This window comes from Pseudomonas sp. S34 (genome assembly GCF_009866745.1).
Classification (GTDB): Bacteria; Pseudomonadota; Gammaproteobacteria; order Pseudomonadales; family Pseudomonadaceae; genus Aquipseudomonas; species Aquipseudomonas jessenii.
Map to the genome: position 1 here is coordinate 6,061,859 of NZ_CP019398.1, position 19,241 is coordinate 6,081,099.

Below are 19,241 nucleotides of genomic sequence, written 5' to 3' on the forward strand. Positions count from 1 at the left end.
CTCATGGACGCTTTTAACTACCGTGACGGTGAACTGTTCGCGGAAGGTGTTGCCCTGTCTGCCATCGCCGAGCGCTTTGGTACACCCACCTACGTTTACTCGCGCGCACACATCGAAGCCCAATACCTGGCTTACGCCGATGCGCTGGTCGGCACACCGCACCTGGTGTGCTACGCGGTCAAGGCCAACTCCAACCTGGGCGTCCTGAATGTCCTGGCGCGTCTTGGCGCCGGTTTCGACATCGTCTCCCGTGGCGAGCTGGAACGCGTACTGGCCGCTGGCGGCAGCGCCGACAAGATTGTGTTCTCCGGCGTCGGCAAGACCCGTGACGACATGCGTCGCGCCCTGGAAGTCGGCGTGCACTGCTTCAACGTCGAATCCACCGACGAGCTGGAACGCCTGCAGGTGGTCGCCGCCGAACTGGGCGTTCGCGCGCCGATTTCGCTGCGCGTGAACCCGGACGTCGATGCCGGCACCCACCCGTACATTTCCACCGGTCTCAAAGAGAACAAGTTCGGCATCGCCATCGCCGACGCCGAAGACGTGTACGTGCGTGCCGCGCAGCTGCCGAACCTGGAAGTGGTCGGCGTCGATTGCCACATCGGCTCGCAACTGACCACCCTGCCGCCTTTCATCGATGCTCTCGACCGCCTGCTGGGCCTGGTCGATCGCCTTGGCGATTGCGGCATCTACCTGCGCCACATCGATCTCGGTGGTGGCCTGGGCGTACGATACAAGGACGAGGAGCCACCACTGGCTGCCGACTACATCAAGGCCGTGCGCGAGCGTCTCGACGGTCGTGACCTCGCGCTGGTGTTCGAGCCGGGCCGCTTCATCGTCGCCAACGCCGGCGTGCTGCTGACTCAGGTCGAATACCTCAAGCACACCGAACACAAAGACTTCGCCATCGTCGACGCCGCCATGAACGACCTGATCCGCCCGGCGCTGTATCAGGCCTGGATGGACGTCACTGCCGTGAGCCCGCGCACCTCCGCTGCCCGCGCCTACGACATCGTCGGCCCGATCTGCGAGACCGGCGACTTCCTGGCCAAGGATCGTCAGCTGGCGCTGGAGGAAGGCGACCTGCTGGCCGTGCATTCGGCCGGTGCCTACGGGTTTGTCATGAGTTCCAACTACAACACCCGCGGCCGTGCCGCAGAAGTGTTGGTGGACGGTGATCAGGCATTTGAAGTGCGTCGCCGTGAAACGGTAGCCGAGTTGTATGCTGGCGAAAGCCTGCTGCCGGAGTAAAACCATGCTGCTGCGTTTTACCAAGATGCACGGCCTGGGCAATGATTTCATGGTCCTCGACCTGGTCAGCCAGCACGCGCACATTCTGCCCAAGCATGCCAAGCAATGGGGTGACCGGCACACCGGCATCGGTTTCGACCAGTTGCTGATCGTTGAAGCGCCGAGCAACCCGGACGTGGATTTCCGCTATCGGATCTTCAACTCCGACGGTTCCGAAGTGGAACAGTGCGGCAACGGTGCGCGCTGCTTCGCCCGTTTCGTGCTCGACAAGCGCCTGACCGCAAAGCGGCTGATTCGCGTCGAGACCAAAAGCGGCGTCATCGAGCTCGACGTGCGTAACGACGGCCAGATCAGCGTCAACATGGGCGCCCCGCGCCTGGTGCCGGCGGATATTCCGTTCCAGGCACCGGAGCAGGCCAAGAGTTATCAGGTCGACGTCGACGGCACCCCGGTCGATCTGGCCGCCGTGTCCATGGGCAACCCCCATGCCGTGCTGCGGGTCAGCGATATCAACAACGCGCCGGTGCATGAACTGGGCCCGAAAATCGAACATCACCCGCGCTTCCCGGCACGGGTCAATGTCGGTTTTCTCCAGGTCATCGACCGGAGCCGCGCGCAATTGCGCGTCTGGGAGCGTGGAGCCGGGGAAACCCAGGCTTGCGGAACCGGCGCCTGTGCCGCCGCAGTGGCCGCGATCAGCCAGGGGTGGATGGATTCGCCGCTATTGATCGACCTGCCTGGCGGGCGCTTGTCCATCGAATGGGCAGGCCCTGGCCAACCGGTGATGATGACCGGCCCGGCAGTGCGCGTATATGAAGGACAAGTGCGTCTTTGAGTGAGCGAAATCCATGACCGACAAGCCTCAGGTACCCGCACGACAAGCTGACGAATCACCGTCCGAAAGCCTCGAGGCGGCGGCTGTAGCCGCGTACCTGGAGGCTCATCCGGACTTCTTCGTCGAGCACGAAGAACTGCTCCCGTCCCTGCGTATCCCCCATCGGCGCGGCGATACCGTGTCGCTGGTCGAGCGTCAGATGACCATCCTGCGCGACCGCAACATTGAACTGCGTCATCGCCTGTCGCATTTGATGGACGTGGCCCGGGACAACGACCGCCTGTTCGAAAAGACCCGTCGCCTGATCCTGGCATTGATGGATGCTGCCAGCCTGGAAGACGTGGTGATGTGCGTCGAAGACAGCCTGCGCCAGGAGTTCCAGGTGCCCTTCGTCAGCCTCATCCTGCTCGGCGACAACGCCATGCCGGTGGGCCGCTGGGTCACCCACGCCGAAGCTCAAGTGGCCATCGGCGGTTTGCTCTCGGAAGACAAAAGCGTCAGCGGCAGCCTGCGCGAGCATGAACTGGACTTCCTGTTCGGCGAAGAACAGCGCAAGCAGATCGGCTCCACCGCGGTTGTCGCCATCAGCCACCAGGGCATCCACGGCATCCTGGCCATAGCCAGCCGTGATCCGCAGCACTACAAAAGCTCGGTGGGCACCTTGTTCCTGAGCTACATCGCTGAAGTCATGGGTCGCGTGCTGCCACGGGTCAACAATTCCCTGCGCTCGGTACGCTGAACATGGAACGACAACTGGACGCTTACTGCGAACACCTGCGCAGTGAGCGGCAGGTGTCGCCGCACACACTGTCGGCCTACCGCCGCGACCTAGATAAAGTGCTGGGCTGGTGCGTCAAACAGAATATCGGCAGCTGGACGGCGCTGGACATCCAGCGCCTGCGTAGCCTGGTTGCCCGTCTGCACGCCCAAGGCCAATCGTCCCGCAGCCTGGCGCGATTACTGTCAGCCGTTCGCGGGCTCTATCACTACTTGAACCGCGAAGGCCTGTGCGACCACGATCCGGCCAATGGCCTCGCGCCGCCCAAAGGCGAACGCCGCCTGCCGAAAACCCTCGACACCGACCGCGCCCTGCAACTGCTGGAAGGTGGGGTCGAGGATGACTTTCTGGCACGTCGGGACCAGGCGATCCTGGAGTTGTTCTACTCCTCCGGGCTGCGGCTTTCGGAGCTGACGGGGCTCAATCTCGATCAACTCGACCTGGCAGACGGCATGGTCCAGGTGCTCGGCAAAGGCAGTAAGACCCGCCTGCTGCCGGTAGGGAAAAAGGCCCGCGAGGCGCTGGAACACTGGCTGCCCCTGCGAGCCATGGCCAACCCGGCGGACGAAGCGGTGTTTGTCAGCCAGCAAGGCCGGCGCCTCGGACCACGGGCGATTCAGGTTCGGGTCAAGGCGGCCGGCGAGCGCGAACTGGGGCAGAACCTGCACCCGCACATGCTGCGGCACTCCTTCGCCAGCCATTTGCTGGAATCGTCCCAGGACCTGCGCGCGGTGCAGGAACTGCTCGGACACTCGGACATCAAGACCACACAGATCTACACCCACCTGGACTTCCAGCATCTGGCAGCGGTCTACGACAGCGCCCACCCACGGGCCAAACGCATGAAAGGCGACGATTCATGAGTATTCAGTTGATCACCTTCGACCTCGACGACACCCTGTGGGACACCGCCCCGGTGATCGTCAGCGCCGAAGCCGTTTTGCGTGAATGGCTGACCGAGCACGCGCCCAACCTGGGGGCAGTGCCGGTGGAACATTTGTGGGCCATTCGTGAGCGCGTATTGAGCAACGAGCCTGGCCTCAAGCACCGCATCAGCGCGCTGCGTCGGCGTGTGCTGTTCCACGCACTGGAAGAGTCCGGTTATGGGCATGACAAGGCGTCGGATCTGGCGGACAAGAGTTTTGAAGTGTTTCTGCACGCTCGCCATCAGATCGATGTGTTTCCGGAGGTTGAACCAACCCTGGAAATCCTCGCCAACCATTACGCCCTCGGCGTGGTCACCAACGGCAACGCCGATGTGCGTCGGCTGGGGCTGGCGGACTACTTCAAGTTTGCGTTGTGCGCCGAAGACATCGGCATCGCCAAACCCGATGCGCGACTGTTTCACGAGGCCTTGCAGCGCGGCGGCGCGACCGCCGAAACGGCGGTGCATATCGGCGATCATCCAGGTGATGACATTGCCGGGGCGCAGCAAGCGGGATTGCGCGCAATCTGGTTCAACCCGGCGGGCAAGGCCTGGGAGGCTGAACATTTGCCAGATGCCGAGATTCGCAGCCTGACCGAGTTGCCTGCATTGCTGGCGCGGTGGAACAAGGCCTCGGCCTGACACAAAACCTGTGGGAGCGAGCTTGCTCGCGATGAGGGCTTAACATTCAAAATAAATGTTGCCTGACACTCCGCCATCGCGAGCAAGCTCGCTCCCACAGGGATCACCACAGGTTTCATGTTTTTTGTTTCAGGCATGAAAAAGCCCGCAGCGACGGCGGGCTTTTTCTTTTCCGTAAATGTCCACAGCATTCCACAAGACCTAGTGATTCCGGGGCTTACCGGGTATTATCTTGTCTACAGCATCCCACCCATATCTACCTGATCCCGCGAAAATGTGTGGGGCTGCGTGTGGGGTTGGATCAGTCGACGAGGAAATAGCATGAGCCGATTGAACCCCAAGCAAGTCGAGCATTTGAGCGAGCCAGGCCGGTATCTGGACAGCGACGGGCTTTACCTTGTAATCAGCACTACCGGTAGCAAGTCCTGGCTGTTGCGTTATCAGCTCAGCGGCAAACGACGTGATATGGGCTTGGGACCATTTCCCACCGTAAAGCTTAAAGCAGCAAGACTGGCCGCCACGGAGGCGCGCTCGCTGATCATGCAGGGACGTGACCCACTGGACGAGCGCAAGGCAGAACAGCAGCGGCAGAAAGACCAACGGCTGGCGGATAAAGCAAAGTCCGTCACGTTCAAATCGCTGGCGTTGGATTACCACCGGTCCCACTGCCTGCATGTGACCGATGGCTGGCGCAAAGGCTGGCTTTCCAAGCTGGAGCGTTACGTCTATCCAGTCATGGGTGAATTGCCGCCCGGACAGGTTCAAACCGAGCATGTCTTGCGTGTTTTGCAGCCGATCTGGAGCGAGAAGCCCCGGACAGCGAGCGAGGTTAGGAGCCAGATAGAAAGCGTGTTGGACTCCGCCAATGCGCTAAGCCTTCGATCTGGCGAGAACCCTGCACGCTGGCGCGGCCATCTGGACAACCTGCTAAGTCGGGCAGACAAGAAACGGGCTACGCAATCGACCAATCATCCAGCAATGCTCTGGCGTGACCTTCCAGCATTCATGAGTAGGCTGGCCGCAGCCAATGACCGTGATTCTCACGCGCTACAACTGGTGATCCTGACCGCCGCACGGGCTGGCATGGTTCGCTTGGCGACGTGGGACGAATTCGATTTAGAGTCAGCCACCTGGAATCTTCCAGCCGAGCGCATGAAAACCCGGCAGGCGTTCGCCATCCCATTGCCACAGCAAGCCGTTGAACTGCTACGAGCAATCCCGCGCACTGTTGGCAGCCCCTATCTGTTTCCCGGCACTGGAAAGTCCGGCGTGATGGGCCGTGTTGCGTTCTTGTCACTACTGCGGGCGATGGAGCTGCCAGACATAACAACACACGGGTTCCGGGCCACCTTTCGCACCTGGGCGAGTGAGTGCACGCACTATCCGCGAGAAGTCTGTGAGCTGGCGCTCGCCCATGATGAGCGCGACAAAATCGAGGCCGCTTACAGTCGCAGCAACCTATTGGAGAAACGCCGCGAGTTGATGCAAGCCTGGGCAAAGTTCGCCACAACTCCGCCAGCGGTGAATGTTGTTCACGGCGCATTTGGGCGGGCAGAAGCATGATCCGCAAATACAGTGGTGACTTGGCCAAACCAATCAGGTTGGAGCCGCTGCCGCTGCTGTATACAACCGCGCAATATGAGGCATGGAGTAAGGCGCCTATAACCGAGCTAGTGCGACGAATGGGCCTGCTAATGGATGAGCACGGTGTTAAGCCTCATGACATCTGCCCGCTGTCTTGGAGCCTCGCACTAGACCTGCCGGGCTTCCAGTTGGCCGGTCCCGAGTGCCGTGGCAGGGATAAAGTCTGGAAACAGGACACTCGTACTTTGTTGGTGCTGAGTATCGAAGAACTCCAAGTGCAGGGGTTTTCGATTACGCGGGCGTGCGAGCGTTTGGCCGCCATGGAACCATGGAAGTCAAAGGTTACTCACTCGAATGGCGCCCGGCGATTGAGGGATGAATCTACTCGCCTGGACGAATTCGAACGAAGCATGCTTCCAATGTTCCGTGACCACCGGGACCTAATGATTGCGTCGGGCGAGATTACTGATGAGCCCGGCGCATTTGCGCGTAAATACCTAGCCGATAATTACGCGCAACACGAGCCTCAAAACGAGCAATAGTATTGGAATCCATGGCGCCCACTGACTCAAGCGCTCTTAATTCGCGAGGAGCGAACATGGATTCCACATCCCCCGACAGCCACCCTATTTGTTTGCTGCGCCTGCGCGACGTTATGGATCGTGTCGGACTGCGCTCAAGCGCAATTTATCAATCCGTGCAAAGGGGCACTTTCCCGAAGCCCATCAGGCTCGGGGACAGCGTTTCTGTGGCCTGGCTTGACCAAGAGGTTGACGCATGGCTCAGGGCGCGGCTCATGTCCCGCCGACCCAATACCACCCCGCGCAAGCGCCGTCTGAAGGGAAGCCATGTAGGAGGCCAGATCAATGACTGACAATCTGCGTGTCATGCGTATCGATGAAGTTATGAAGCGGACCGGACTGGCCCGCGCCTCGATCTACAAATACGCCCTGAACCAAACATTCCCGCAACAGGTGCAGCTTGGCCGTGGTGGCGCAGTAGGGTGGTTAGAACATGAAGTTAACGCCTGGGTGCAAGAGCAAATCGACAAGAGCCGGGGCAAAACCGCCAACGCATAAAAAAGCCGGACGTGGACGCGTCCGGCTGTGCCAATCACCCCCGCCAGGTGGTGGTAAGCACGCTGATTGTCGCGCCTTTTCCGGCCTTCGACAATTTCGAGGGCTGTTCGATGACTCTTCACGACGAGATTAAGGCCCCCAGCGGGCCAACTGCGGCAACTCCCGCGCCCGCCAGCAAAATCTCACGTTTCCCCGCATTGGGCGACAAGCCGGGGCATCACACTGGCTTCACCGTCTGGCTCGCAGATGGCGACCTGCTGCTGTCGTCGGCGCATCCGCATAGCACTTTCATCTTGCACGGCCATGGTCTGCTTCGAGGGATGAGCCATGGCGGGTGACTGGATCAAGATGCGCACTAACTTGCCGTCGAATCCGAAAGTTGTCCGCATGGCGTCCGCATTGAAAGCGGACAGATTTCGGATAGTTGGCGGACTTTTGTCCGTTTGGGGTCTTTTCGATTTCCACTCAAGCGATGGAACGCTGTCCGGTTACACGTTGGACACGCTTGATGAGCTTGCAGCGTGGTCGGGTTTTGCCGAGGCCATGATTGCTGTTGGATGGCTCGAAAACGACGGCCTGAAACTAACCATGCCACGCTTTGAAGCCCATAACGGCGCGTGTTCTAAGCGTCGCATTCTCGATGCGGAGCGTAAGCGAGCGGCTCGGAAGCGTCCGCTTTGAAAGCGGACGAAATGCGGACCAGAGAAGAGAAGAGAAGAGAAGAGAAGAGCCCCCCAAACCCCCCAAGGGGTTCAATGCAATCGCTTCGCTCTTGCTTTTGCTCTGCCTGGACGATTGGAAATCGTTGACTTTGATCCTGAGGCCCGAGTGGGGCCCCGCTTGCGGGGTCGAGGGCTTGCAGTTGTCCACGGGCGTAGCCGGTGGGCAAGTGCATACGGCGCTCTGCGCCGGGGGAGGCCTGTGGCCTCCTGTGTTTCGCGTTTTTGCGTGCGAGCGCCTAGGGGGACGCTATGAGTGAGTCTTTGCAGGTCATTGGCCGGGCGGTGTCGCGGCTGCTGGCTGAGTTTGAACGTGACCCGCAAGCCGCGTTGGTGGCGCTGCTAACGCTCTGTTACGGCCAGCCGCTGGAGGTGACGCGGCTGGCGCGCTGGGTGGACTTCGATCTGCGGGAGCGAATATGGCGAGTTGGTGCCGACCGTCTGCCGCTGACGGCCCAAGCCTTGGACCTGCTGGCGCGCTATTGGTCCGTGGCTGGGGGGCACGGTGAATACCTGTTCACGGGTGTTGATGGTCAGCCGCTGAAAAAGTCACGGGTGGCGTGCCGAGTGTTGAAACTGTCGGGCGGGGTGCTGCCGCTGAAGACATTACAGGCATGGGCACTGAAGGGTTGCCCGGATCTTGATAGCGCAACTATTCGGTCTGAAATTCTGCACGAGTTTGCCGTGCGCGGCGCGTCGGTCGCGCAAGTGGCCGGGCTGGAGCGCGAGCTTGAGACGCAACTGCGTGCCAGTGTAGCGGGCTGGCACGACGCGTTATTGGTGCGGCGGGCGCTCGATGAGTTTGCAGAATAACCGGGTGTTGACCTGGGTCTGCCAGGGTGTCGAAGCCAGCTTCCTCGACACCGTCGACATGGTGCTTGACCTGGGCCTGCCGGGCGTTGAAGCCAGCTTCATCGGTGTCGTCGACCGGCTGTTGACCTGGGTCTGCCAGGGCGTCGAAGCCAGCTTCGTCGGTGTCGTCGACCCGCTGTTGACCTGGATCTGCCAAGGCGTCGAAGCCAGCTTCGTCGGTGTCATCGACCAGCTGTTGACTTGGGTCTGCCAGGGCGTCGAAGCCAGCTTCGTCGGTGTCGTCGACCGGGTGTTGACCTGGGCCTGCCAGGGCGTCGAAGACAGCTTCGTCGGTGTCGTCGACCGGGTGCTGTGGTCATTCATTATTGAGGTGTGCGATGGGTGAAACGCGATATATCGAGTTCAGCGATGCGGCGATTAGAGCCGAAGCAAAAGATAAAGACGTTCGCGACCTTCGGGACAAGCGCTACCCGGATATGCGCTTTCGTTTTCTCAAGGATCGGCGCCGGGGTGCGTGGTACACAGTACACGCTGGCAAATGGCAGAAGGCGGCGGACTGGCCGCGTTGTGGCTGCAAGGAATTGGATGCGCGGAGGTCGTCGTTCCAGTTGCTGCATGCCGGTGGTGTTCATCCAGACGCCATGCTGTGCGCGCTGTATACGGTAGGTGACGTGGTGACGTGGTATCTGGAGCGGCATTTGAACATGGCCACGGTATCGAAGGCGCGCAAGGCCAGTTGCCGGTCACTGGCCAAGAATTGGATTTTTCCGCGCCTGTGGAGTTTACCGGTAAATCAATTGACGACGGCCACGCTTGACCGGCTGTTGATTCAACCGATGCAGGCGTTATTGGCTCCCGCGACGGTGTGCCATGCCTACCGGGTATTAAACGCGTCATTTCGCACGGGTAAGCGGCTGGGCCTGGTGGCCGTCAATCCGCTGGCTGATGTCAGGTTCACGGATTTTGGCTTGGGTCGTTTGAAGCCTAAGGCGTCGCGGTTGTTTCCGCGTGATGTTGGCTGGCTGATGGATCTACTGGCGCAGCGCCTGCCGAAGTCGCCAGGGCCTTGCCTGTTGGCGCTGTTGATGCTCTGTCACGGTACGCGGGTTGGCGAAACGCGGCGGGTGAAGTGGGAGCACTTGGACCTTGACGCGGGTGTGTGGGTGATTCCGGCTGAGCTGACCAAGACGCGGACTCGGCATGAGCTGCCGCTGACGCCTGTTGTGGTGGCTGTGCTGCGTTGGTACCGGGACCAGCAGTCAAGCCAGCCGAGTGTGTATCTGTTTCCCGGAGGGCATGGTCAGCCGTTGTCAGTGGCTGGGGCTTCGTCGGCGATTGCCGGCCTGAGCGGTGGTAAGTGGTCAAGCCATGATCTGCGCAAGCTGGCGCGGGCCGGTTGGCAACATCTGAGCGTCAATTATGTGATTGCCGAGCTGTTGCTTAACCATGCGATGCCGGGATTGACCGAAACCTATGTGCAGGGTGATTTGTCGTTTCTGAAGCGTCGGGCGTTGGAGGATTGGCACGGTGTCGGTGTGGGGGGTGTTGATGGGTTGGAGTTATCGCGGCGCTTCGGCTGGATAGTTAATTCGCTCTAATTTTCCATGGTCTGCAAAGGCCCGAAAGCATGACTACGATCTGATGGTGGGGTAAGGCGTGAGAGGTGCGGTTTAGACGGGTGCGTGGGGCTGGCTGTTTTTTACTTGCCAGTCTGAGGTGTCAAAACGGGTTTTCGTTCGTGATGCGCTCTAGAACCAGCCTTTGCGAGAAGTTCGGGGTGCTGCCGGTTATGTGATCGGTAACAGTGACGCCCAAAAATACTTCACAGATAGCATTGCGCCTGACAAATCAGTGGGTTGCAAAATAATGGAGCCTGGGGCTGAAGCCAGCGTCCTCGACACCGTCGACCGGGTATTGACCGGTGTCAATCAGGTTGTCGTAGCGGCTGTCAAAATGGACAGATTGGGTCCGTCGATACGGACCCCATACGCGATATGGAGCCGATTTGAACAAAGTTAAGCCGTTCCTGCTGGCGCTGGCGTTGATATCTACGACAGGCTGCGCCGAACTTATCGACGCCCGTCGCGACTACTTGCAATGGCGGGATTCGCTCGGCTTACCGAGTGCTCCAGGGGGCCAGGAGCGAGTCCAAACGGAACAAGGTAACGCGGTCTACGATGCAGAAGATTGCATTGGTGCCGTGGTCAACGGCGTGTGTCACGGCACTATCAATCCTTCAATCCAGCCCGTGGCGCACTGCTACGGAACCATGATCAATGACCAGTGCACTGGCCCTCTGTACTGAAGTACCGCGCACAGGATTGCGGCGGTGCAGTGCAACCCCAAGCGATCTGCTATGGCCAGATGCTCAGCGGCCAATGCACTGGGCTGCAGTTCTGATTTGATCGCCCTGGTTTGGTAGGAACCATTGAGCGCAAGCTTTTGGCCGGTTTCTGCCTGTCGCGAAGGGCTGCAACCGACCCAGGCTGTGTGAAAACGTTTTGGAGTGAGTTTGACACTTAGAACCGCAACGGAAATCGCATTCCTACGCAAATTTTAGGTCTGCTGACCAGCCAAGCGCTGGCAGATTTTACGTAGCAACGCAGACTTCAAAACGGGGCATGCGTTTTCACACAGCCTGGACCCTTTGCAGTCGCTCATAACGTTTGTACTAATCGGCGCGGCGCGATCCCACAGAAAAAGCGAACGACTGAACTGTTTGTTAGACATGATTTCCGTAAATTGCCTCAGCCAACCCAGCATGCTTTTCTTTTAGTGCTCTAAGCACGACTAAGGACTTACTAATTAACTGTTCGCTACGGTCCGGGTCAAACCACCGGCCATTGAACTTGCCGCCATGATATAAATTATTTCTAACTCTTCTGATGTGAGAGAACAGTATTTGTGGTGATCTTTCGCTGTTTGAGACTTCTTGCCAGGAGAGCTCGCCCTCGCAGATCACCTGCTTTCTAGGCGGGTACTCGAATAGATAGTTAATAGCGCCTGTGATTTCTTCGTTCGCTTCGCCCAATATTAAGTTGCCAATTTCATTAGAAAATTTATCCCAGTCTGGCTCTGCTTGGCCACCGGAACCGGAACGAGCAAAGTGCATTGCCTTCAATGCATATTCATATTGCGCGAAAAGCTTGAAAAAATTGAATGCCAGTGTGTCTAAATGCTCCGTCATGCTTTTTCCTTGAATGCCTAACGTTTAGGTTAAGGGGCGGCGGCACACGAATCCGTGAGCGAAGCGAACGACCTGAGTGCATTTTTATAAGCCATACTCGCCGCCTAGTACTAATTTAAAACTCCTGAGCTGCTCCTTGCTTACCTTATCTTCAAGCGCACTTTGACCAACAATCCGTACCATCCGTGAGCAAATTGCTGAGTATTTTTCAATCCAATAGCTTTTTTCTAACTCGCCCAACCAATGATTATCTTTTTCGGCGGAAGGAAGTCCGTCTAGAAGACCAATATAATACCTTATAGAATTAGCCATAATTGCTATGTTATGCAGCAATGACAATATTCCCTTGCTTGCGTCTTCGGTTGCTGTAATTTCGTTGTTGGATAGAGCGTATATAATGTTCCTAAGTGGGCGACCATGGTACTCGTCACCGAAACAAATGTTATTAAATGGCGCCTCTAGCTTTCTCTCAAGCTCCACATCTAATCTTGAAAGTGACTCGCGGGCTAATAGCAATTTTTGTTGATATGCATTTGCAGCGAAGCTCTTATACACCACATATCCTGCTAAGAGGGAGGCTGCAGGAGCTAGAATTCCACCAATATACGAACCAAAACCACCCCAATCTTGATTGTTTGAACTAATGCTGATGTTCCCTCCCGTATGCATTGCCAAGAAATATGATATTCCAGCGAAGGCAGATACAGCAGTAAAGGCTAGAAGGGCAAATCTGAACTCTCTCAATATTACTCCTTGGCTTATAATTACAACTAGGTGACAAGATCCGTTGTCGAGACTCCTAACGATAGGCTACCGTTTCGCCAGTAGGGTGTCCACCGACCGCTTTTGGCCCAGAGTGTGTAAAAACGCTTCACCAAAATTGAAGTATGCGCATCTACGTTAAATCTTAAATTTATCGGCACGTCAGCATATGTGGATTTCGCGTAGAAACGCGATTTCCAGTCCGATTTTGAGTACCTGTCGCGCTCAAAAACGTTTTTACACAGTCTCGGTCGATAGCTGCCCGTCGCGAAGGGTAGAAAACAACCCAAAGCGGTCAGTCGTGACAGGTAAAAAGTGACCGAGTGAAGTCGTTCGTTTCGCGCCACGCTCGACTGGCTGCCACACGCCGCCTGCCTTTCTGCACAAGAAAACCACATCAAGCGACTAACTCGACCTCCGATAGAAATTCGCTGATGTATGCCTTAGTCCTCTTCATGGTCTTTTCTGTGGCTAACGAACCCAAGCCTACATAGTCATTTTTTGAATAGACGCAGGCTCTGAGTCGTGTATTTGAAGCTTTACATCGAATCACCCGCACACTAAGGGTGCACTGCGCCGGGACCGGTGACGCCCAAGCCCTGCACCGGTAAGCAGCTGTAGCTGTATCCCAGCGTTTGCGGGATGGTTCCCCCGTGCGCCTTTTTCCAGCTGGAGGCGTTGGCGGCGCCAATCTGCACGGAGTACTCCAGGCGCGAATTGATTCGATTGAGCGAAAAGCCGGTTCCAAACTTTGAGTACGCTTCGATCTTGCTGGCCGACGTTGATGTGACGTTCAAGACCTTATGGCTTTCTTCTGGCGAAACGACTGTGTTGGCCGAAAGGTCAACTTCCCAGGTCGTCGGTGGCTCAATGAAAAAGCCGATGATGCCCAGCTCCATGGCATCGCGGATAAACTGGTCTTGCAAGTCCTTGGGAGGTTTGGCGTAGGCGGACATCATGTTGAAGCCGGACCCCTTGACCAGTTGGCAATTCAACAATAGTGAGTCGGCGATAGCACTGGCTGGCATTGCCAGACATGCCGCAAGTGTCAGAGATATTCGTATCACAGTTTTTCCTTAGGGATTGAATTCGGACGCCCGGCACCTACTTGCGGGTATCAATGGGGTTGTTAACTTAAAGCAAGCTCATAGGGCGTCTTGATACTGCTTGCGCAGTTCCGAAAGTTCCTCATCGATATAGCGAGCTTCGCCACCTCTCATGTTCGACCAACTCGGATAATAAAGCTTACCCACTGGGAGGCCATGGCGAGCCTGACGGCAGGCAACATAAGATATGTTGTATGCCTCTCCACCCAGGGCTAGCAGAAACCGTGAGCGGATTGTCTCGATTTCTGGGAACAGGTGGATCCCCGCGCTGGCCCCCACCATCTCACCAGTCAAGCGGTCCGTCTTGTCGCCGGCAGAAGGGCATTTCACTAAGGCGGTCATCGCAGCATGTGCAAACACGGCATCGGGTGTCAATTCGACATCGAGAATCTTCGACACCCATCTGACGATGCGCGCGTGAAACTGCGAAGTGACCAGCGTGTTGATCCCAGCGAAGCAATCGTGAATGAATTGGGTATGCGCCGCGGCCCCCCCGGCGCCGTCAAGAGGTGCGTAGAGGGCATTTTCATTTTCCCTCGGGGCGGATGTCCCTGGACTCTTGCGGACCAGCAGGATGGTTACATTCGCCACATCACTGGGGCAATAAAAGCTGCGCCCGATGATGCGTTCCTTCGGCTTATTCTCGACTCCGACGCAGCCCTGCGGCCTTCCACAGGGCTAAAGCGCGCCAAGACACATACATCAAGCCGATCACTAATGGCAGATAGGCTGAAGGCTATTGATTTTTATATGTCACATAATTTTATCTACCGGGCGAAGCCCAACGATCTTTGGATTGTTTTGTATAGATATTTTTTTATTTTCAAAAATAAGCCAGAAAGCAATTCTAATCTCTTTTTCTTCTTCAAAAACCTTCGGCTTAATAAACGCTATGGAATCTTTAAGTGCCGAAATTTGAGACACCGGCAGATCTTCTTCCTTTAATATCGTTATGGAGCGATGACTATAGTCAACCTCTTTAACTTCAACATTCAGGGATAGCCGCTGAAGTATTTCCTGCATACTGAACTTGCTAGTTATGTGATCAGGTAAGTCTGACAATTTTACTTCGTTCCAGAGCAACCCGCCCAAATAATTAGCGAAGGACTGAAGTTTGTCTTGAGAAATCAACCACTTATCTTGATGCGTGTCAGTAATATTCCCCGCAACCTCCGTACTTTTAGACATGCAATAGACCCAGCAATTATGACTGGACCCCGAAAGAGTCATATTTTTTACGAAGAAATTCCCATCTCGCATTTCCATTTCGCCAATATGGAAACTCCCGTGACTTTCCATTTCAAAGGCTCCGAGCCATTCATGGGATACCTTTGTAAGCTCGGGGAATTCCACAGAATAACTAAACGTTCCTTCCCCCTCATCTCGTAGCTTTTCGTTTTCTTCGGTCCGGAAATCGAACAATGTTCCAAACCGTATCGTATTGCACCCGTTACGAATATTGAATTCCGGAGGACAAAATTTTGCAAAGTCTGGTGAAGAGAAGCCTATCAATTTCATAGATAAATTCCGTTTAATATTCTGGTCACTGCTCAACAATTGAGCTCCGTCTTAATGGCTTGGCGCCATCTAGACGTACCGAATATCAACGCAAATGATCTACACAGGCAAGACGTTTCGTAATCTTCGCTGCAATTTAAGCTAAGCAATTCTGGCTATGCTCACGACACTACAAACCCACCACTACGACGCTGATCCATTCGCCGAGGATTTGGCCTGTCCGATTCGGACTTTCTCAATTTCCTAGTTTTTATGAAAACAACTCGCCATCGAAGTCGCCTCTGAGCGAACCAGAGAGGCTCGGCAGTTGTTGCCAGTGATGCGCGGAGAAATAAAGAGTGGTGCGGATGTCCTTCCTATTCACCGCTGGAGGAGATAGAAAAGGCGTAACGAATGGGCCGTTTTTGTAGCCGATTGGAAACTCATGTTTTGAGAGAAAGTAGCTTCACGCGGGCGATAGGTGTGGGGCTAAGTGTGGGGCTGTAGGTATAACTCATTATAGAGCCGCGTAATTAGCGGCCTGCAGAACGAAAAAGCCCGCAGCGACGGCGGGCTTTTTCAGCAAGCGGGTAGCAGGCTCAGATAGGCCGGCTGCCGTACTTGTTGTCAGGCTTCTTGGGAGGATCTGCGACCACATTGGCCTCCACTTCCTGCACCTTGCCACCACGAGCCAGGAACTCTTCCATGGCCTTGGCCAGGGCATCGCGTTCCTTGTTCTTGGCTTCGACACTCGGCAGCTCATCGACCGATACCGCTGCCTTGGCCTTGCCTTTGGCGGTCGGAACCGGCGCATCACCACCGTCGTCTTCAGCGACGTCTTCCGCCGCTGCTTCCAGACCTTCTTCGGTTTCGTCGTCGTCGCCTACTTCGAGGTCGTCGTTTTCCAGATCATCGTCGCTCATGTTCTACCTCATGACTTGCGAAAAGCAGATTAGTTATAGCCCAGCTTTGCCCTCTGTCGAAGGCTGCCGGAAAAAAATCAACAGCCGCTGCTGACCAGCGGTTATGCCCCTTCACCGTGCACGGTGGCGAGGACTTTACGGGCACCGCCATGATCACGGTGCTCGCCCAGATAAACGCCTTGCCAGGTCCCCAACGCCAACCGGCCTGCCGCAATCGGCAAACTGAGCTGACAGCCAAGCACGCTGGCCTTGAAGTGCGCCGGGAGGTCGTCCAGGCCTTCGTCGTTATGCTCATAGCCGTCTGTTCCTTGTGGGATCAGACGATTGAAAAATCGTTCGAAGTCGCGACGTACCGCCGGATCGGCGTTCTCGTTGATAGTCAACGACGCCGAGGTATGCTGCAGCCACAAGTGCAACAGACCGACCCGACACGCCTTGAGTTCAGGCAGGCCGGCGAGTAACTCGTCCGTTACCAGATGAAAGCCCCGGGGCCTCGCCCGCAAGGTAATCAGAGTCTGTTGCCACATACAGTTCTCCGCACGTTCGGGGCGCATTCTAGCGCGCTCTGTGAAAAAACAAAGGCCCTAATATTCCTTCAATCCTGTAAGCCTTTGGCTGCACAAAAACACCCGACGTAAACATCATAAAACCTGTAGGAAAAAACCTTTCAGCTCGGCCTTCAACGACAAATTCCAGACAAAAAAATGCCCGGCAAGCCGGGCAGTTTTTTACGCGCTTGCTTACAAGTTGTAGCCGCGTTCGTTGTGAAGCGCCAGATCGATGCCGACCGCTTCTTCTTCTTCGTTGATACGCAGGCCCATGACCGCATCCAGCACCTTGAGGATGATGTATGTAGCGATCGCGGTGTAGATCACCGTGAAGCCCACGCCTTTGCACTGAATCCACACTTGTGCGGCGATGTCGGTCACGGTGCCGAAGCCACCCAGGGACGGAGCAGCGAACACACCGGTCAGGATTGCGCCGAGGATACCGCCGATACCGTGCACGCCGAAGGCGTCCAGGGAATCGTCATAGCCGAGCTTGCGCTTGAGGGTGGTGGCGCAGAAGAAGCACACCACGCCAGCCGCCAGACCGATTACCAATGCGCCCATCGGGCCAACGGTGCCGGCAGCCGGGGTGATTGCCACCAGACCGGCAACCACGCCCGAAGCGATGCCCAGTGCGCTAGGCTTGCCGTGGGTGAGCCACTCGGCAAACATCCAGCCCAGTGCAGCAGCAGCGGTAGCGATTTGCGTCACCAGCATCGCCATGCCGGCGGTACCGTTGGCCGCAGCGGCGGAACCGGCGTTGAAACCGAACCAGCCAACCCACAGCATGGCCGCGCCCATCAGGGTGTAACCGAGGTTGTGCGGCGCCATCGGCGTGGTCGGGAAACCCTTGCGCTTGCCCAGCACCAGGCAAGCAACCAGGCCTGCTACACCAGCGTTGATGTGCACCACGGTGCCGCCGGCGAAGTCCAGAACGCCCCAGTCCCACATCAGGCCACCGTTGCCGGACCAGACCATGTGCGCAATCGGCGCATACACCAGGGTGAACCAGATAGCCATGAAAATCAGCATCGCGGAGAACTTCATCCGCTCGGCGAACGCACCGACGATCAGCGCCGGGGTGATGATCGCGAAGGTCATCTGGAAGGTGATGAACACCGCCTCGGGGAACAGCGCTGCCGGGCCGGTGAGGCTCGCTGGCGTGACACCCGCAAGGAACGCCTTGCCCATGCCGCCGAAGAACGAGTTGAAGTTGACAACGCCCTGCTCCATGCCCGTGGTGTCGAACGCGATGCTGTAGCCATAAATGACCCACAGGACGCTGATCAGACCGGTAATGGCGAAGCACTGCATCATCACGGAAAGAATGTTTTTCGACCGAACCATGCCGCCGTAGAACAGCGCGAGGCCGGGAATGGTCATGAACAGCACGAGAGCTGTCGAGGTCAACATCCAGGCGGTGTCGCCGGAGTTGAGGACTGGGGCCGCCACTTCGTCTGCCGCCAGAGCAAGGCTGGGCATTACGATGGACAACAGGGCTCCTAGCCCTGCGAATTTACGCAGAGTCATATTGTTTTCTCCTGGGGCGTTGGGTTTGTGGCGGCTTAGATCGCGTCGGTATCGGTTTCGCCGGTACGGATGCGAATCGCCTGTTCCAGATTGACCACGAAGATCTTGCCGTCACCGATCTTGCCGGTGTTGGCAGCCTTGGTGATGGCCTCGATTACCCGGTCCAGATCCTTATCGTCGATGGCGACGTCGATCTTCACCTTGGGTAGGAAATCGACCACGTATTCCGCACCGCGATACAGCTCGGTGTGACCCTTCTGCCGACCAAAGCCTTTGACTTCAGTGACGGTAATGCCCTGCACGCCGATCTCGGACAGCGACTCGCGTACGTCGTCCAGCTTGAACGGCTTGATGATGGCAGTGACTAGCTTCATGAAAACTCTCTCCCGAATTTGGTGGACTTGCCCCAGGAAAACAAACCCGTCACAAGTCTAAGCGCAGTGCCTGGCTTTGTAACGCATCGTCGGCCTTACCTGCCCGTCCGACGCCAGCTAACCGCTCCTCACGAAACACTCCCCCGCGTTCCGTTTGGCGCACTGCATTCGTCACAGCGACTGCATCAGTGCATGGGTCACCAGCATCTAAGCAGAAAGCTTGCCATCTCCACAAAACCGACTGTTTTCAAGCCATTACAGGTGGATGGTGGATACTTCGCGACAAGACCCCGCACGTTACGCACAACAACGGTGCAACGCCGCCTGTCCCAATGCGCGAAAAGCGTGCATCCCTTGCCCGCGCAAATGACTATAGACACTGCGTGATACACTGCCCGTCATTGTTTCCAGGACATTGCCCATGCTCGCGCCAAAAGACTTCCTCGACGCCCTCACCGGCACCGCCTCCCGCCTTTTCAGCGGTGACACGCCACTGCCGAAAGCTGAAATCGAAAGCCAGTTCAAAATGTTGCTGCAGAGCGGCTTCAGCAAACTGGACTTGGTGAGTCGCGAAGAATTCGACAGTCAGATGGTCGTGCTGGCGCGCACACGGGCCCGCCTCGAAAGCCTCGAAGCGAAAGTCGCCGAGCTGGAAGCGAAACTGAACCCACCAGCCGAATAACACCGC

Annotated in this window: 25 protein-coding genes; 16 read left to right on the forward strand and 9 right to left on the reverse strand. The window is 56.9% G+C overall.

The genetic code is table 11. The annotated features are described in order from the left end of the window. Window positions 1-3 precede the first annotated feature (3 nt). From lysA to PspS34_RS27335, 15 genes are all read left to right on the forward strand, one after another. Window positions 4-1,251, forward strand: a complete 1,248-nt coding sequence (gene lysA, locus PspS34_RS27265; protein ID WP_057712781.1) for a diaminopimelate decarboxylase — start codon at window positions 4-6, stop codon at window positions 1,249-1,251. Between the two features lie 4 nt (window positions 1,252-1,255). Continuing rightward, window positions 1,256-2,086, forward strand: a complete 831-nt coding sequence (dapF, locus tag PspS34_RS27270) for a diaminopimelate epimerase (RefSeq protein ID WP_046039004.1) — start codon at window positions 1,256-1,258, stop codon at window positions 2,084-2,086. Between the two features lie 13 nt (window positions 2,087-2,099). Further along, window positions 2,100-2,825 (forward strand): DUF484 family protein, encoded by a 726-nt coding sequence (locus PspS34_RS27275; protein WP_015097340.1) that lies wholly within the window; start codon window positions 2,100-2,102, stop codon window positions 2,823-2,825. Window positions 2,826-2,827: 2 nt separating this feature from the next. Beyond that, window positions 2,828-3,727 carry a tyrosine recombinase XerC gene (xerC, locus tag PspS34_RS27280; protein WP_154860908.1) on the forward strand — a complete coding sequence of 300 codons (900 nt, stop codon included), beginning with the start codon at window positions 2,828-2,830 and terminating at the stop codon, window positions 3,725-3,727. Continuing rightward, window positions 3,724-4,431 carry an HAD-IA family hydrolase gene (locus PspS34_RS27285; RefSeq protein ID WP_154860907.1) on the forward strand — a complete coding sequence of 236 codons (708 nt, stop codon included), beginning with the start codon at window positions 3,724-3,726 and terminating at the stop codon, window positions 4,429-4,431. The genes xerC and PspS34_RS27285 overlap by 4 nt, the downstream gene beginning before the upstream one ends. A 321-nt stretch (window positions 4,432-4,752) precedes the next feature. Further along, the gene (locus PspS34_RS27290; protein ID WP_159390361.1) at window positions 4,753-5,994 is read left to right on the forward strand and encodes a site-specific integrase; all 1,242 of its coding nucleotides are present in this window, start codon (window positions 4,753-4,755) and stop codon (window positions 5,992-5,994) included. Next, entirely contained in the window at window positions 5,991-6,557 is a 567-nt protein-coding gene (locus PspS34_RS27295; protein WP_159390362.1) for a hypothetical protein, read from the forward strand. The genes PspS34_RS27290 and PspS34_RS27295 overlap by 4 nt, the downstream gene beginning before the upstream one ends. 56 nt (window positions 6,558-6,613) lie before the next feature. Further along, complete coding sequence (locus PspS34_RS27300) at window positions 6,614-6,889, forward strand: AlpA family phage regulatory protein (RefSeq protein WP_202982164.1); 276 nt, start codon at window positions 6,614-6,616, stop codon at window positions 6,887-6,889. Then, window positions 6,882-7,094, forward strand: a complete 213-nt coding sequence (locus PspS34_RS27305; RefSeq protein ID WP_238786589.1) for an AlpA family phage regulatory protein — start codon at window positions 6,882-6,884, stop codon at window positions 7,092-7,094. The genes PspS34_RS27300 and PspS34_RS27305 overlap by 8 nt, the downstream gene beginning before the upstream one ends. An 11-nt stretch (window positions 7,095-7,105) precedes the next feature. Further along, on the forward strand, window positions 7,106-7,432 hold the full coding sequence (locus tag PspS34_RS27310) for a hypothetical protein (RefSeq protein ID WP_159390363.1): 327 nt from the start codon (window positions 7,106-7,108) through the stop codon (window positions 7,430-7,432). After that, the gene (locus PspS34_RS27315) at window positions 7,422-7,775 is read left to right on the forward strand and encodes a hypothetical protein (RefSeq protein WP_178122804.1); all 354 of its coding nucleotides are present in this window, start codon (window positions 7,422-7,424) and stop codon (window positions 7,773-7,775) included. The genes PspS34_RS27310 and PspS34_RS27315 overlap by 11 nt, the downstream gene beginning before the upstream one ends. A gap of 290 nt (window positions 7,776-8,065) precedes the next feature. Then, entirely contained in the window at window positions 8,066-8,626 is a 561-nt protein-coding gene (locus PspS34_RS27320) for a hypothetical protein (protein ID WP_159390364.1), read from the forward strand. Then, complete coding sequence (locus PspS34_RS27325) at window positions 8,610-9,011, forward strand: hypothetical protein (RefSeq protein ID WP_159390365.1); 402 nt, start codon at window positions 8,610-8,612, stop codon at window positions 9,009-9,011. Before PspS34_RS27320 ends, PspS34_RS27325 begins: the two co-directional genes overlap by 17 nt. Continuing rightward, on the forward strand, window positions 9,004-10,224 hold the full coding sequence (locus PspS34_RS27330; RefSeq protein WP_159390366.1) for a tyrosine-type recombinase/integrase: 1,221 nt from the start codon (window positions 9,004-9,006) through the stop codon (window positions 10,222-10,224). The genes PspS34_RS27325 and PspS34_RS27330 overlap by 8 nt, the downstream gene beginning before the upstream one ends. Before the next feature lie 407 nt (window positions 10,225-10,631). Beyond that, window positions 10,632-10,931, forward strand: a complete 300-nt coding sequence (locus PspS34_RS27335; protein ID WP_159390367.1) for a hypothetical protein — start codon at window positions 10,632-10,634, stop codon at window positions 10,929-10,931. A gap of 417 nt (window positions 10,932-11,348) precedes the next feature. Here the strand turns inward: PspS34_RS27335 and PspS34_RS27340 are convergent, their stop codons facing one another. The 9 genes from PspS34_RS27340 to glnK all read right to left on the reverse strand — a co-directional run bounded on the left by PspS34_RS27340 (window position 11,349) and on the right by glnK (window position 18,553). Then, window positions 11,349-11,813 (reverse strand): hypothetical protein, encoded by a 465-nt coding sequence (locus PspS34_RS27340; protein WP_159390368.1) that lies wholly within the window; start codon window positions 11,811-11,813, stop codon window positions 11,349-11,351. An 84-nt stretch (window positions 11,814-11,897) separates the two neighbouring features. Beyond that, window positions 11,898-12,557: a hypothetical protein gene (locus PspS34_RS27345; protein ID WP_159390369.1), complete on the reverse strand. Its 660-nt coding sequence runs from the start codon at window positions 12,555-12,557 to the stop codon at window positions 11,898-11,900. A gap of 578 nt (window positions 12,558-13,135) precedes the next feature. Then, the gene (locus PspS34_RS27350; protein WP_159390370.1) at window positions 13,136-13,603 is read right to left on the reverse strand and encodes a hypothetical protein; all 468 of its coding nucleotides are present in this window, start codon (window positions 13,601-13,603) and stop codon (window positions 13,136-13,138) included. 117 nt (window positions 13,604-13,720) lie between these two features. Beyond that, window positions 13,721-14,272 carry a uracil-DNA glycosylase gene (locus PspS34_RS27355; protein ID WP_178122805.1) on the reverse strand — a complete coding sequence of 184 codons (552 nt, stop codon included), beginning with the start codon at window positions 14,270-14,272 and terminating at the stop codon, window positions 13,721-13,723. A 162-nt stretch (window positions 14,273-14,434) separates the two neighbouring features. Next, complete coding sequence (locus PspS34_RS27360; protein ID WP_159390371.1) at window positions 14,435-15,199, reverse strand: hypothetical protein; 765 nt, start codon at window positions 15,197-15,199, stop codon at window positions 14,435-14,437. A 578-nt stretch (window positions 15,200-15,777) separates the two neighbouring features. Next, window positions 15,778-16,101 (reverse strand): transcriptional regulator SutA, encoded by a 324-nt coding sequence (sutA, locus tag PspS34_RS27365; RefSeq protein ID WP_007980816.1) that lies wholly within the window; start codon window positions 16,099-16,101, stop codon window positions 15,778-15,780. A gap of 101 nt (window positions 16,102-16,202) precedes the next feature. Next, window positions 16,203-16,628 (reverse strand): secondary thiamine-phosphate synthase enzyme YjbQ, encoded by a 426-nt coding sequence (locus tag PspS34_RS27370; protein ID WP_057712777.1) that lies wholly within the window; start codon window positions 16,626-16,628, stop codon window positions 16,203-16,205. 213 nt (window positions 16,629-16,841) lie between these two features. Beyond that, window positions 16,842-18,179, reverse strand: coding sequence for an ammonium transporter (locus PspS34_RS27375; protein WP_154860906.1), 1,338 nt, complete (start codon window positions 18,177-18,179; stop codon window positions 16,842-16,844). 35 nt (window positions 18,180-18,214) lie between these two features. Beyond that, a complete protein-coding gene (gene glnK / locus PspS34_RS27380; protein WP_002555808.1) occupies window positions 18,215-18,553 on the reverse strand; it encodes a P-II family nitrogen regulator in 339 nt (112 codons plus the stop codon). Window positions 18,554-18,974: 421 nt separating this feature from the next. Between glnK and PspS34_RS27385 the strand changes: the two genes are divergently transcribed. Further along, entirely contained in the window at window positions 18,975-19,235 is a 261-nt protein-coding gene (locus PspS34_RS27385; RefSeq protein ID WP_008015521.1) for an accessory factor UbiK family protein, read from the forward strand. The last annotated feature ends 6 nt before the right edge of the window (window positions 19,236-19,241 follow it).

Excerpts from the sequence above, each read along its gene's own strand:
- lysA (WP_057712781.1), top strand. The coding sequence starts at position 4 with ATGGACGCTTTTAACTACCGTGACGGTGAACTGTTCGCGGAAGGTGTT.
- dapF (WP_046039004.1), top strand. The coding sequence starts at position 1,256 with ATGCTGCTGCGTTTTACCAAGATGCACGGCCTGGGCAATGATTTCATG.
- PspS34_RS27275 (WP_015097340.1), top strand. The coding sequence starts at position 2,100 with ATGACCGACAAGCCTCAGGTACCCGCACGACAAGCTGACGAATCACCG.
- xerC (WP_154860908.1), top strand. The coding sequence starts at position 2,828 with ATGGAACGACAACTGGACGCTTACTGCGAACACCTGCGCAGTGAGCGG.
- PspS34_RS27285 (WP_154860907.1), top strand. The coding sequence starts at position 3,724 with ATGAGTATTCAGTTGATCACCTTCGACCTCGACGACACCCTGTGGGAC.
- PspS34_RS27290 (WP_159390361.1), top strand. The coding sequence starts at position 4,753 with ATGAGCCGATTGAACCCCAAGCAAGTCGAGCATTTGAGCGAGCCAGGC.
- PspS34_RS27295 (WP_159390362.1), top strand. The coding sequence starts at position 5,991 with ATGATCCGCAAATACAGTGGTGACTTGGCCAAACCAATCAGGTTGGAG.
- PspS34_RS27300 (WP_202982164.1), top strand. The coding sequence starts at position 6,614 with ATGGATTCCACATCCCCCGACAGCCACCCTATTTGTTTGCTGCGCCTG.
- PspS34_RS27305 (WP_238786589.1), top strand. The coding sequence starts at position 6,882 with ATGACTGACAATCTGCGTGTCATGCGTATCGATGAAGTTATGAAGCGG.
- PspS34_RS27315 (WP_178122804.1), top strand. The coding sequence starts at position 7,422 with ATGGCGGGTGACTGGATCAAGATGCGCACTAACTTGCCGTCGAATCCG.
- PspS34_RS27320 (WP_159390364.1), top strand. The coding sequence starts at position 8,066 with ATGAGTGAGTCTTTGCAGGTCATTGGCCGGGCGGTGTCGCGGCTGCTG.
- PspS34_RS27325 (WP_159390365.1), top strand. The coding sequence starts at position 8,610 with ATGAGTTTGCAGAATAACCGGGTGTTGACCTGGGTCTGCCAGGGTGTC.
- PspS34_RS27330 (WP_159390366.1), top strand. The coding sequence starts at position 9,004 with ATGGGTGAAACGCGATATATCGAGTTCAGCGATGCGGCGATTAGAGCC.
- PspS34_RS27340 (WP_159390368.1), bottom strand. The coding sequence starts at position 11,813 with ATGACGGAGCATTTAGACACACTGGCATTCAATTTTTTCAAGCTTTTC.
- PspS34_RS27350 (WP_159390370.1), bottom strand. The coding sequence starts at position 13,603 with ATGCCAGCCAGTGCTATCGCCGACTCACTATTGTTGAATTGCCAACTG.
- PspS34_RS27360 (WP_159390371.1), bottom strand. The coding sequence starts at position 15,199 with ATGAAATTGATAGGCTTCTCTTCACCAGACTTTGCAAAATTTTGTCCT.
- sutA (WP_007980816.1), bottom strand. The coding sequence starts at position 16,101 with ATGAGCGACGATGATCTGGAAAACGACGACCTCGAAGTAGGCGACGAC.
- PspS34_RS27370 (WP_057712777.1), bottom strand. The coding sequence starts at position 16,628 with ATGTGGCAACAGACTCTGATTACCTTGCGGGCGAGGCCCCGGGGCTTT.
- PspS34_RS27375 (WP_154860906.1), bottom strand. The coding sequence starts at position 18,179 with ATGACTCTGCGTAAATTCGCAGGGCTAGGAGCCCTGTTGTCCATCGTA.
- glnK (WP_002555808.1), bottom strand. The coding sequence starts at position 18,553 with ATGAAGCTAGTCACTGCCATCATCAAGCCGTTCAAGCTGGACGACGTA.
- PspS34_RS27385 (WP_008015521.1), top strand. The coding sequence starts at position 18,975 with ATGCTCGCGCCAAAAGACTTCCTCGACGCCCTCACCGGCACCGCCTCC.